This is a genomic window from Mesorhizobium sp. WSM4847, assembly GCF_055811335.1.
In genome coordinates, this window is the sequence record NZ_JBVVPY010000004.1 from 19,719 (window position 1) to 32,000 (window position 12,282).

The following is a 12,282-nucleotide window of genomic DNA, read 5'->3' on the forward strand; positions in this document are numbered from 1 at the left end:
ATCTGGGGACTTGGCTCAGAGTTTCAACGTCCTGAGCCGCAACGCGTTGGTGATCACCGAAACCGAGGACAGGCTCATCGCCGCTGCCGCAATCATCGGCGACAACAGCGTGCCGGTGAGCGGATAGAGCACGCCGGCGGCGACCGGCACGCCAAGCACGTTGTAGAGGAAGGCGAAGAACAGGTTCTGGCGGATGTTGCGGATCGTCGCCTGGGCGAGCGTGCGGGGCCCGAACGATGCCGTTGAGATCGCCCTTGACCAGCGTGATCCCGGCGCTTTCGACCGCGACATCGGCGCCGGTGCCCATGGCGATGCCGACATCGGCGGCGGCCAGCGCCGGCGCGTCGTTGACGCCGTCGCCGGCCATGGCGACGCCGCCGCCGCTGGCGCGCAACTCCTCGACCAGCGCGCTCTTCTGTTGCGGCAGCAGGCCGGCACGCACCTCGTCGATGCCGAGTTTGCTTGCGATGGCCTTCGCCGTGCGTTCGTTGTCGCCGGTCGCCATGATGATCTTCAGGCCGCGCTCGTGCAGCGCCTTTATCGCCTCTGATGTCGTCGCCTTGATCGGGTCGGCGACGGCGACGATACTGGCCAGCTTGTTGCCGACGGCGACGAACATCGCGGTCTTGCCCTCGGCCTGCAGCGCCTCGGCGCTGGTCGAGATGGATGCGATATCGATGCCGAGAGCGGCCATCATCGCGGCGTTGCCGAGCGCCACCTTCTGTCCCGACACCGTGCCGGAAACGCCCTTGCCGGTGACCGCCTCGAAACCGCCGGCGTCGGGAATCTTTACGCCGCGTTCACGGGCGCCTTCGACGATCGCCTCGGCCAGCGGATGCTCCGAGCCTTTTTCGAGGCCGGCGGCAAGGGCCAGCAGATCATCGTCCGCCATGCCCTCGGCAGCGACGATTTCGGTCAATCTCGGCCGGCCTTCGGTCAATGTGCCGGTCTTGTCGACGATCAGCGTGTCGACCGAGGCAAAGCGCTCGAGCGCCTCGGCGTCCTTGATCAGCACGCCGGCATGCGCGCCGCGCCCTGTGGCGGTCATGATCGACATCGGCGTGGCAAGGCCCAGCGCGCAGGGACAGGCGATGATCAGCACCGAGACCGCCGAGACGATTGCAAAGATCAGACTGGGTTGCGGCCCGAAGATCGCCCAGGCGATGAACGCAACGATCGCAACCACCACGACGGCCGGGACGAAATAGAAGGAGACGCGGTCGGCCAGGCCCTGGATCGGCGCGCGCGAACGCTGCGCCTTGGCGACGAGCTCGACGATCCGCGCCAGCGTAGTTTCGGCGCCGATCCTCTCGGCGCGCATGATCAGCGAACCGTTCTTGTTGAGCGTGCCGCCAGTGAGCGGGTCGCCTTCAGTCTTTTCGACCGGCAGAGGCTCGCCTGACAGCATCGATTCGTCGACGGAAGAGCGACCTTCCAGCACCATGCCGTCGACCCGGCACGGCGTCGCCAGGGCGGATGCGCAGGCGGTCGCCGGCCTTGACCGTGTCGAGCGGCACGTCGTTTTCGGAACCGTCCTCGCCGATCAGCCGCGCGGTCTTCGGCGCGAGGTCGCGGAGCCGGTTTTTTCACGGGCGCGCAATTCCAGCACCTGGCCGAGGAAAACCAGCGCCACGATGACGGCGGCTGCCTCGAAATAGACCGGGACCGTGCCCTCATGACCGCGGAACTGGTGCGGAAATATATCGGGGAACAGCGCGGCGGCGACGCTGTAGAGATAGGCGGCACCAACGCCGAGCGAAATCAGCGTCCACATGTTGGGGCTGCGGTTGAGAACCGATTCCCAGCCGCGATGGAAGAAAGGAAAAGCCGCCCACAGCACAACCGGGCTGGCCAGCGCCAATTCCACCCAGATCTTGGTCGAATCCTCGATGAAGGCGCTAAACGTCAGGCCGAGCATCGGCGCCATGGCGAAGATCAGCAATGGCACCGACAACACGGCGCTCACCCAAAAGCGCCTGGTGAAATCGACCAGTTCCGGGTTCGGGCCCTCGTCGCCGGTCGGCACGCCCATCGGTTCCAGCGCCATCCCGCAGATCGGGCAGGCGCCTGACTTGTCGCGGACGATTTCTGGATGCATCGGACAGGTGTATTGCGTGCCTTTCGGCATCGCCTGCTGCTCCGGCCTGTCGCCAAGATACTTTGCCGGCTCCGCCTCGAACTTCACCTTGCAACCGGCCGAGCAGAAATAGAAGCCCTGGCCTTCATGCCGGGAAAAGTGCTTCGCGGCGGCACGCTCGACACGCATGCCGCAGACCGGATCGGTGGCGGCAATGTAATTTTCCGGCTCGGCCGAGAACCTCGAACGGCAGCGCTCGCTGCAGAAATGATAGCGATGGCTGCCATGCTCGGCGGTCGGCTTGCCGGCGGCCGGATCGACGGTCATGCCGCAGACCGGGTCGCGAATGACCGCGTCGGCGACGGACGGAGCAGCTTTCGGCGAGCAGCAACCGCTATGGGCGTGATGGTCGTGGTCGGAATGCGTCAATGCGGAAAGACCGCTCTCTCTCGAACTTGCAACAGAGGTAGTGCTTCCAGTAACTGGAAGGTCAAGGCCAATTTCGACCTTTGGTGCCGTGGTGCATGCCGGACTGCCTGACCCAAACCGCTTCCATGCTTATGGCCGCCGCCACTTCCGGGCTTGGCAACATCGTCCAGCAAGACCATCCATCAAGTGCGGCAGGAGGCGATCATCCGGTTTCGACTCCCGTGGAGAGCCTGTCCGTCCGCCCCATACCCAGCGCCGCGAAAACGCGCTATAGACGCCGCCAAAACGACGAGGCCGAACGGCACTTATGGCAAGAATCTCTCTAAAGCTCGACGAACTGATCGACGGCGAAGCCTTGCGCCGCGAGATGACCGCGCTGACTGCGGCCACGGCAGGCGACGGCTCCGGCAAGGCTGCGCGCACCGGTGTTCTCCAGCTTCTCAAGGGCAGGCTGGCCGCCGGCCGCAGCATCGCCGAACGCATGCTGATGGACGACGGCAGCGGCACAGCCTGCGCCGCCCGGCTGTCGCATCTCATGGACGAAATCATCCGCGCGCTCTACGAGTTCGCCGCCACCCACGTCTATCGCATCAAAAACCCGTCATCGGCCGAACGCATGGCCGTCGTCGCGGTCGGCGGCTATGGCCGCGGCACGCTGGCGCCGGGATCCGATATCGATCTGCTCTTCCTGCTGCCCTACAAGCAGACGCCATGGGGCGAGCAGATCGTCGAATACATGCTCTACGTGCTGTGGGACCTGGGACTGAAGGTCGGCCACGCCACCCGCAACATCGACGAATGCCTGCGGCAGTCGCGCACCGACATTACCATCCGTACCTCGATCCTGGAGGCGCGTTTCCTGTGGGGCGAGCAGAAGCTCTATGACGAGCTATTGCAGCGCTTCGACCGCGAGGTGGTGCGCACCACCGGACCCGAATATGTGCAGGCCAAGCTTGCCGAACGCGACGAGCGTCATGCCAAGGCCGGCGAAAGCCGCTATCTGGTCGAACCCAATGTCAAGGACGGCAAGGGCGGCCTGCGCGACCTGCAGACACTGTTCTGGATCGGCAAGTATTTCTACCGGGTCCGCACCGGCGAGGAACTGGTCGACAAGGGCGTCTTCACCGGCACCGAATACCGGGAATTCCAGAAGGCCGAGGACTTCCTGTGGGCGGTGCGCTGCCACATGCATTTCCTCACCGGCAAGGCCGAGGAACGGCTGCATTTCGACATCCAGCGCGAGATCGCCGAGCGCCTGGGCTACACCACACATCCGGGCCTGTCGGCGGTCGAGCGCTTCATGAAGCATTACTTCCTCGTCGCCAAGGATGTTGGCGACCTGACCCGCATCTTCTGCGCGGCGCTGGAGGAAGAGCAGGCCAAGCATGTGCCGGGCTTCAACCGCATCTTCCTCACCTTCTCGCGCCGCAAGCGCAAGCTTGCCGGCACGTCCGATTTCATTGTCGACAACCATCGCATCAACATCGCCGACGACCTGGTGTTCGAGCGCGATCCGGTCAATCTCCTGCGGCTGTTCTGGTTCGCCGACAAGCACGGGCTGGAATTTCACCCCGATGCGCTGAAGCTGCTGACCCGTTCGCTCGGCCTCGTCGGCAAGGCGCTCAGGCGCGACGAGGAAGCCAACCGGCAGTTCCTCGACATATTGACGTCGGACCGCAATGCCGAACTCAATCTCAGGCGCATGAACGAGGCGGGACTGCTGGCAAAGCTGATCCCGGATTTCGGCAAGATCGTCGCCATGATGCAGTTCTCGCTGTACCACCATTATACCGTGGACGAGCACCTGATCCGCTGTATCGGCGTGCTGGCCGAGATCGAGCGCGGCGACGGTGAAAAGATCCATCCGCTTGCCCACTCGCTGATGCCGGGGCTAAAAAAAAGCCGCGAGGCGCTTTATGTCGCGGTGCTGCTGCACGATATCGCCAAGGGCCGGCCCGAGGACCATTCCGAAGCGGGCGCCCGGATCGCGCGGCGGATCTGCCCGCATATGGGGCTGTCGGCGGCCGACACCGAAACGATCGCCTGGCTGGTCGAGAACCATCTCGTCATGTCGATGACGGCGCAGACCCGCGACCTCAACGACCGCAAGACGATCGAGGACTTTTCCGCGATCGTGCAGTCGGTCGAACGGCTGAAGCTGCTGCTCGTCCTGACCGTCTGCGATATCAGAGGCGTCGGGCCTGGCGTCTGGAACGGCTGGAAGGGGCAGTTGCTGCGCACGCTCTACTACGAGACCGAATTGCTGTTGACCGGCGGGTTTTCGGAGGTGTCGCGTGCGATGCGCACCGCGGCCGCCCGCGAAAAGCTGGCCGAGGCGCTCGCCGATTGGCCGGAAAAGGCCCGCAAGCGCTATGTCGCCAAGCACTATGAGAATTATCTGCTGGCGGTCGATCTCGCCGACCAGCTTCGCCACGCCGAATTCATCCGCGAGGCGGATGCGGCGGGCAAGAAGCTCGCCACCATGATCAAGACCCATCAGTTCGAGGCGGTGACCGAGATCACCGTGCTGGCGCAGGACCATCCCCGCCTGCTGTCGGTCATTGCCGGCGCCTGCGTGGCGGCCGGCGGCAACATTGTCGACGCGCAGATCTTCACCACCTCCGACGGCCGCGCGCTGGACACCATCCTGATCTCGAGGGAATTCGACCGCGACGAGGATGAGCGCCGCCGTGCCGAGCGCGTCGGCCGCCTGATCGAGGACGTGCTGTCGGGCAAGAGCTGGCTGCCGGAAATGATCGAAAAGCGCACCAAGCCGCGGCGCGGCGCCAAGGTCTTCCGCATTCAGCCGCGCGCCGAAATCCGCAACACGCTGTCGAACCGGTTCTCGGTGATCGAGGTCGAGGGGCTGGATCGGCCGGGCCTGCTGTCCGAGATCACCGGGGCGTTGTCCGACCTGTCGCTCGACATCGCCTCGGCCCACATCACCACGTTCGGCGAAAAGGTCATCGACACCTTCTATGTCACCGATCTCACCGGCCAGAAGATCGACAGCCCGACCCGCATGGCCGCCATCAAAAACAGGCTGATCGCCGTCCTTGAAGGCACCGTGCCCGAGCGCGGCGGCAAGGCCAAGGCTGCGGCCGAGTGACAGCCACCACTCATTTGTCCCAATCCTGCAGGCAGTCTCCAGACGCATGAGCCTTGTCAAAAAGTTCGCGACGGTCGCTTCCGGCACGCTGATGAGCCGCGCCCTCGGCTTCGGCCGCGAAATGCTGATGGCGGCCGCGCTCGGCACCGGGCCGATCGCCGACGCCTTCAACGCTGCCTTCCAGTTTCCCAACACCTTCCGCCGGCTGTTTGCCGAAGGCGCCTTCAACGCCGCCTTCGTGCCGCTGTTCGCCAAGGAGATCGAGACCCACGGCACCGATGGCGCCAAGCGCTTTTCCGAAGAGGTGTTCGGCGTGCTGTTCACGGCGCTGCTGGCGCTGACCATCGCCATGGAACTGGCGATGCCGCTGATCGTGCGCTACCTGGTGGCGCCGGGCTTTGCCGACTCGCCTGGAAAGTTCGAGATGACGGTCCGGCTCGCGACCATCATGTTTCCCTATCTGATCTGCATGTCGCTCGGCGCCATGATGGCCGGCATGCTGAATTCGCTGCGCCGCTATTTCGCCGCCGCGGTGGCGCCGGTGTTCCTCAACGTCATCCTGATCGGCGTGCTCGCCTATGCGTGGCACAAGGGATCTGACGCGCGCGCCGTTGGCTTCGCACTGGCCTGGGGCGTGCTGGCGGCGGGGCTGGTGCAACTTGCGATCGTCTGGGTGGCGGTGCGCCATGCCGGCATCTCGATCGGCTTTCGCCGGCCAAGGATGACGCCCAATGTCAAGCGGCTGCTGATCCTGGCGCTGCCGGCGGCGATCACCGGCGGCATCACCCAGATCAACCAGCTGATCGGCACCGCAATCGCCTCGGCCCAGGACAGCGCGGTGTCGTCGCTCGCCTATGCCGATCGCATCTATCAGCTGCCGCTCGGCGTCGTCGGCATCGCCGTCGCCATCGTGCTCCTGCCCGAACTGTCGCGGGCGCTGAAGTCGGGCAATCTGATGGAGGCGGCCAATCTGCAGAACCGGTCGGTGGAGTTCACGCTGTTCCTGACCTTGCCAGCGGCGGCGGCACTGCTGGTCATGGCGGAGCCGATCGTCGGGCTGGTCTATGAACGCGGCGCATTTGCCGCCAACAACTCGACGCCGATCGTGGCGGCGATCCTGGCGATCTTCGGCTTGGGGCTGCCGGCCTTCGTGCTGATCAAGGCGTTCACCCCCGGCTATTTCGCTCGCGAGGACACGCGCACGCCGATGATCTTCGCCGCGATCTCGGTGGCGGTGAACATCACCACCGCGCTGACGCTGTTTCCGCAGATGGGCGCGCCGGGCATCGCCGTCGCCTCGGCCGTCGCCGGCTGGGTCAATGCGCTGATGCTGCTCGGCGTGCTGATCCGGCGCGGCCATTGGGGCCGCGACGTGCCGCTCTTGAGACGCATCCCACGGCTGGTGCTGTCGGCGGCGGTGATGGCGGCGGCGCTGTATTTTGCCGAGCACTGGTTTGCCGCCCAACTGGCTTCGGGCTCGCCGCTGGTGGTCAAGACTGCAACGCTGCTTGGGCTGGTCGCCGGCGGGGCGCTGCTTTACTTCGTCACAGCCTTCGCCACCGGCGGCGCGGATTTCGGCATGATCCGGCGCAGTATCAGGCGGAAGCGGCCTGCGTCGGTCAAGGAACAGTCTCCAGATCCGTGAACTTGACCATAGCGACCCCGTCGACAAGCATCAGTCTTCGCCGGACAATTCGTCATAGACCGGGCGCGGCAGCGGCTTACGTGCCTGCTTGCTAAGTTCGATACCGAATTCGGCCCGAAGTCGCGCCCGCTGTCTCCAGTGGCGTCTCGCGGCCATGTCGGCGCTCCAAAGCTTTCTCCTTGGAGATGGTCATCCATTTCTCATCAGATCGTTTGCAGAATATGTTCCACCCTATCATACATATCGATTTCGGCGCCGCCCATCATTGCCCTGCCGGGCATTTCTCCCCGTAAACGGGGAGAAAGAAGCTGGCTGCCCCTCGGCGCTCGTCCTGCAACGCCTGTCGTTGGCGAAACCGTTGACGACGGGTCTTTCTCCCCGTCACTATACGGGGAGAAATGCCCGGCAGGGCAATGAGGGGCGGCGCCGACCTGTCAAGCAGAGACAGGCGCCATAAGCGCGGCGCCAACAACATCGAACAAGCCATCCGACCTGAAGCAATTGCTCTGCCGCGATCGCCTACAGCCCCTTGATCGTCTAATCGCTCTCGTCCATAAGCGCGCCGTCGCAAGACTTTCGCCGCGCGCGAAACGGCCCTCCACAAGCCAAGGAAACACCATGACTGACGCCAATCAGCCCGCCTTCAAGCCCCTCGTTTTTTCCGGCGTCCAGCCGACCGGCAATCTGCACCTCGGCAACTATCTCGGCGCCATCAAGAAATTCGTCGCCCTGCAGGACACCTCCGATTGCATCTATTGCGTCGTCGACCTGCATTCGCTGACCGCGCAGCTTGTCCATGAGGATCTCAAGGACCAGACGCGCGCGATCACCGCGGCGTTTCTCGCCTCCGGCATCGACCCGAAGAAGCACATCGTCTTCAACCAGTCGCGGGTCATGCAGCACGCCGAGCTCGCCTGGATCTTCAATTGCGTCGCCCGCATCGGCTGGATGAACCGGATGACGCAGTTCAAGGACAAGGCCGGCAAGGATCGCGAGAACGCCTCGCTCGGGCTGCTTGCCTATCCGAGCCTGATGGCGGCCGACATCCTTGTCTACCGCGCCACCCATGTGCCGGTCGGCGACGACCAGAAGCAGCATCTGGAGCTGACACGCGACATCGCGCAAAAATTCAACAACGACTTTTCCGACCGCATCGCCGGCCTTGGCGTCGGCGTCGAGATGAAGGTCGGCGAGGAGACCGTGAACGGTTATTTCCCGCTGACCGAACCGATCATCGGCGGACCGGCGGCGCGTATCATGTCGCTACGCGACGGCTCGAAGAAGATGTCGAAGTCGGATCCGTCTGACCTGTCGCGCATCAATCTGACCGACGATGCCGACAGCATCTCGAAGAAGATCCGCAAGGCCAAGACCGACCCGGAGGCGTTGCCTGGCGAATTGGACGGCCTGGCCGGCCGGCCGGAAGCCGAAAACCTGGTCGGCATCTATGCCGGTCTCGCCGAGATATCGAAGGAGGCAGTGCTGAAAGAGTTCGGCGGCCAGCAGTTTTCGGTGTTCAAGCCGGCGCTGGCCGACCTTGCCGTGGAAAAGCTGGCGCCGGTCGCCGGCGAAATGCGCCGCATTTCCGACGACCGCGCCTATGTCGATGCGGTGCTCAGGGATGGCGGCGAGCGGGCCGGCCTGCTGGCCGAGACGACGATGAAGACCGTGCGCGACATCATCGGCCTGCTGCAGGGTTAATCTGCAGCCAATATCGCTACATCCGCCGGTCGCTTGCGGCCGGACCGTGGCGGTGGCAGATTGCGACCGAAACCATTTGAGGTAGAATATGGTCTCCAAACGCCTCAGCCGCGAAGCCGGCCATCGCCGCAAGTTTTTGGCGATCATCGACGACACGCCCGAATGCGAACGGGCCGTCGTCTACGCCTCGAAGCGCGCGCAGAGCACCAGCGGCGTGCTGGTGCTGCTCTATGTGATCGAGCCGGACGATTTCCAGCATTGGCTGGGTGTCGAGAAGATCATGCGCGAGGAGGCCACCGCCACCGCGCGCGCCGCACTGGACAGCTATGCCAACAAGGTGCGCCAGAAGCTGGGCATCGAGCCGGAACTGGTGGTGCGCGAAGGCAAGCCGACGGAAGAGATCCACAGATTGATCGAGGAGGACCAGGATATCGCCATCCTGGTGCTGGCCGCCGGCGCCGGCAAGGAGGGGCCAGGCCCGCTGGTCGGCGCGGTCGCCGGCAAGGGCGCCGCCTTCCCGATCCCGGTGACAGTGGTGCCGCAGAACCTGTCAGACGAAGAAATCGACAGCCTGGCCTAAGGTGTGTTGCAGAAGACCGCAAAAACATTCTCCCAGCCAGCCGTTCCGGCGATGGCTTTCGCTTGAATGTCCTGCCGATAGGGCCTATTTAGAATTATTCCAAACTATATGCCCGAACGGGCTCGGAGACGTCCATGTTCATCCAGACCGAATCGACGCCAAATCCGGCGACATTGAAGTTCCTCCCCGGCAAGGAAGTGCTTGTCGAAGGCACCGCCGATTTCCGCGATGCCGACAGCGCTGCCGCGGCTTCGCCGCTGGCCGGCCGGCTGTTCGAGATCCCCGGCGTCACCGGCGTCTTCTTCGGCTATGATTTCGTCACCGTGACCAAGGACGGCCCCGACTGGCAGCATCTGAAGCCGGCGATCCTCGGCGCCATCATGGAGCACTTCATGTCCGGCGCGCCGGTCATGGCCAGGGCCGGCCCCGCCGCCGAGACCAGCCAGACCGGCGAATTCTACGACAAGGCCGACGAGGAACTGGTCATCACCATCAAGGAACTGCTCGACACGCGGGTGCGTCCGGCCGTCGCCCAGGACGGTGGCGACATCACCTTCCGCGGCTTCGAGAACGGCACCGTGTTCCTGCACATGAAGGGCGCCTGCGCCGGCTGCCCGTCGTCGACGGCGACGCTGAAGCACGGCATCCAGAACCTGCTCCGGCATTTTGTGCCCGAGGTGCAGCAGGTCGAACAGGTCTCTTAAGATCAAAGGACGTCAATTCGCCCCTTCGCGCGACACAAAAAACCGGGCCAAATTGCCCGGTTTTTTGTTTTGGGACGTCAGTTGTTGCCTAGACGGTCCGCGTATGAGCTCTAGAGAACGATGACCTTGGCGCCGACGGAGGTGCGGTCGTAAAGGTCGATGATGTCCTGGTTCATCAGCCGAATGCAGCCCGACGACATCGCTTTGCCGATCGAGTTCCACTCCGGGCTGCCATGCAGGCGGTAGCCTGAATCGCCGCCCTTGTTGAACAGATACAGGGCGCGCGCGCCGAGCGGGTTGGTCAATCCGGGGTCCATGCCCCCGGCAAATTTGGCGAGTTCCGGCTGGCGCTTGATCATCGCCGATGGCGGCGTCCAGGTCGGCCATTCGCGCTTCGCCGCGATGCGGGCGGTGCCGCGCCATTCAAAACCCTCGCGGCCGACGCCGATGCCGTAACGCATAGCCTCGCCGCCGCCCATGACATAATAGAGGAACTTGTTCTGCGTATCGACGACGATGGTGCCCGGCTTTTCACCGGTGTCGTAGCTCACTATCTGCCGGCGGTACTTGAACGGCACCTTTTCGATCGGAATGCGCGGCAGTTGATAGCCCGCATCGGTCATCGGACCATAGTTGTTGGTGAAGATCTGCGAGCCGATGGTGCTGCAACCGGCAATTGCCGTCGACAGCGCAAGTGCCGCGACGATTGCGAATGACTTCATGCGCATGAAAAGGTCCGATGCCCCGCCCGAAAGATAGCGGCACGAGACGGCCGCCTTGTCGCCATCATTCATGCTGGCATTTGCTTTGCTTGCCAAGCGGGCGATGCCTATATGCAGGGGCTTACATGCCGGTAAGTCCGCAGCTGTGGCTTTTCGGCAACGGCACTCATAAGATTATGTAGGAAATTCAATGGGGCGGTCCGCCAGGCCGCCGGAAGTTAGGGAACCAATCATGAATGTCGGAGATGCCGCCCAGCGTTCCGGTCTGCCGGCCAAGACCATTCGCTACTATGAGGAGATCGGCCTGATCCGTCCGGCGCGGGCCGGCAACGGCTACCGCGATTATTCGGGCGACGACATCCACCGGCTGACGTTTCTGCGCCGCGCGCGCAATCTCGGCTTTTCCATCGACGACTGCCGCCAGTTGATGGCGCTCTACCAGGACCGCAGCCGCGCCAGCCATGACGTGCGCGAGATCGCCGCCGCGCATGTGACGGCAATCGAGGAGAAGGTGCGCGAACTGCAGTCGATGCGCTCGACCCTGCAGAAGCTGATCCATGCCTGCCACGGCGATGACCGGCCGGACTGCCCGATCCTGGACGATATCGCGGGGGCGATTTTGCCATCAGACAAAGTCGTTCCCGCACAGGTGTGAAGGTTGCGTGGCGTCGCCAGCCGTTTTCCAGGTTAGGTTTCAGCGATCAATCGGCACCATCGATACGCTCAAGGCGACAATCGAGAAGAACGCCGCACGGGCGATTTCCTTCTTTGACGCGTTCGGGTTCCTGGCCGCTTTGATCAATTGCCTGGGTGCCATGTCAGGCGTCACGACCGGATAGGCGTCGGCCACCGCCTGCATCTCGTCCGCGTTCATCATCCAAACTCCCTAAACCCACCCGCATTCGCACAATATCTCATATTACTAATGTATGAAGACGTGAATTAGGGGCCATTGTTCTCTTTGTCCGCTCACTGAGTCGAACGCGCTAAACTGTCGGGTCTTTGATCAAATATACAATCACCTTAGGAAAGGCGCTTATTTATTCGACAATACGCCTTGGCACCGGCAACAAATCATGATTCAAGTGCGGTTGTCTTGGGGGAAACACATGATCCGCATAGCCACCGCTATAGCCGTTGCCGTCGGTGCATCGGCATGCACCAGTCAGGCGAACGTTCCTTATGATACGAGTAAAAAAACCTGTCGAATCTATGTTGATCCAGGGACAGGTGAAAAGCGTGAACTTTGCCTGCCAGACACTCCAAATAAATACTGCGTGCGGGCTTATTATATAAATACACCGGGCGTAGAGCG

At 63.2% G+C, this 12,282-nt stretch carries 9 protein-coding genes and 1 pseudogene; 6 read left to right on the forward strand and 4 right to left on the reverse strand.

What is annotated here, in order from left to right; translation table 11 throughout:
* Positions 1-15: 15 nt before the first annotated feature.
* Positions 16-2,506, reverse strand: a pseudogene (locus AC0L28_RS06510) (heavy metal translocating P-type ATPase).
* 307 nt (positions 2,507-2,813) lie between these two features.
* Between AC0L28_RS06510 and AC0L28_RS06515 the strand changes: the two are divergent.
* Both AC0L28_RS06515 and murJ read left to right on the forward strand, forming a co-directional pair.
* Complete coding sequence (locus tag AC0L28_RS06515) at positions 2,814-5,615, forward strand: [protein-PII] uridylyltransferase (protein WP_128174107.1); 2,802 nt, start codon at positions 2,814-2,816, stop codon at positions 5,613-5,615.
* 46 nt (positions 5,616-5,661) lie between these two features.
* A complete protein-coding gene (gene murJ / locus AC0L28_RS06520) occupies positions 5,662-7,260 on the forward strand; it encodes a murein biosynthesis integral membrane protein MurJ (RefSeq protein ID WP_128174109.1) in 1,599 nt (532 codons plus the stop codon).
* 30 nt (positions 7,261-7,290) lie between these two features.
* On the opposite strand, the gene AC0L28_RS06525 is transcribed toward murJ, so the two are convergent.
* Entirely contained in the window at positions 7,291-7,416 is a 126-nt protein-coding gene (locus AC0L28_RS06525) for a hypothetical protein (protein ID WP_287171364.1), read from the reverse strand.
* Positions 7,417-7,878: 462 nt separating this feature from the next.
* Between AC0L28_RS06525 and trpS the strand changes: the two genes are divergently transcribed.
* From trpS to AC0L28_RS06540, 3 genes are all read left to right on the forward strand, one after another.
* The gene (trpS, locus tag AC0L28_RS06530) at positions 7,879-8,961 is read left to right on the forward strand and encodes a tryptophan--tRNA ligase (protein ID WP_128174111.1); all 1,083 of its coding nucleotides are present in this window, start codon (positions 7,879-7,881) and stop codon (positions 8,959-8,961) included.
* An 88-nt stretch (positions 8,962-9,049) separates the two neighbouring features.
* Entirely contained in the window at positions 9,050-9,541 is a 492-nt protein-coding gene (locus AC0L28_RS06535; RefSeq protein ID WP_128174113.1) for a universal stress protein, read from the forward strand.
* Between the two features lie 134 nt (positions 9,542-9,675).
* Positions 9,676-10,245: a NifU family protein gene (locus AC0L28_RS06540; protein ID WP_023796710.1), complete on the forward strand. Its 570-nt coding sequence runs from the start codon at positions 9,676-9,678 to the stop codon at positions 10,243-10,245.
* A gap of 110 nt (positions 10,246-10,355) precedes the next feature.
* On the opposite strand, the gene AC0L28_RS06545 is transcribed toward AC0L28_RS06540, so the two are convergent.
* A complete protein-coding gene (locus tag AC0L28_RS06545; protein ID WP_027151583.1) occupies positions 10,356-10,973 on the reverse strand; it encodes a L,D-transpeptidase in 618 nt (205 codons plus the stop codon).
* Between the two features lie 226 nt (positions 10,974-11,199).
* Here AC0L28_RS06545 and cueR point away from each other — a divergent pair, with 226 nt between their 5' ends.
* Positions 11,200-11,622, forward strand: coding sequence for a Cu(I)-responsive transcriptional regulator (cueR, locus tag AC0L28_RS06550; RefSeq protein WP_287171365.1), 423 nt, complete (start codon positions 11,200-11,202; stop codon positions 11,620-11,622).
* A 39-nt stretch (positions 11,623-11,661) separates the two neighbouring features.
* On the opposite strand, the gene AC0L28_RS06555 is transcribed toward cueR, so the two are convergent.
* Complete coding sequence (locus AC0L28_RS06555; RefSeq protein WP_306454924.1) at positions 11,662-11,844, reverse strand: hypothetical protein; 183 nt, start codon at positions 11,842-11,844, stop codon at positions 11,662-11,664.
* Positions 11,845-12,282: the final 438 nt, after the last annotated feature.

Coding starts and splice junctions, on each gene's coding strand:
- AC0L28_RS06515 (WP_128174107.1), top strand. CDS start 2,814: ATGGCAAGAATCTCTCTAAAGCTCGACGAACTGATCGACGGCGAAGCC.
- murJ (WP_128174109.1), top strand. CDS start 5,662: ATGAGCCTTGTCAAAAAGTTCGCGACGGTCGCTTCCGGCACGCTGATG.
- AC0L28_RS06525 (WP_287171364.1), bottom strand. CDS start 7,416: ATGGCCGCGAGACGCCACTGGAGACAGCGGGCGCGACTTCGGGCCGAA.
- trpS (WP_128174111.1), top strand. CDS start 7,879: ATGACTGACGCCAATCAGCCCGCCTTCAAGCCCCTCGTTTTTTCCGGC.
- AC0L28_RS06535 (WP_128174113.1), top strand. CDS start 9,050: ATGGTCTCCAAACGCCTCAGCCGCGAAGCCGGCCATCGCCGCAAGTTT.
- AC0L28_RS06540 (WP_023796710.1), top strand. CDS start 9,676: ATGTTCATCCAGACCGAATCGACGCCAAATCCGGCGACATTGAAGTTC.
- AC0L28_RS06545 (WP_027151583.1), bottom strand. CDS start 10,973: ATGCGCATGAAGTCATTCGCAATCGTCGCGGCACTTGCGCTGTCGACG.
- cueR (WP_287171365.1), top strand. CDS start 11,200: ATGAATGTCGGAGATGCCGCCCAGCGTTCCGGTCTGCCGGCCAAGACC.
- AC0L28_RS06555 (WP_306454924.1), bottom strand. CDS start 11,844: ATGATGAACGCGGACGAGATGCAGGCGGTGGCCGACGCCTATCCGGTC.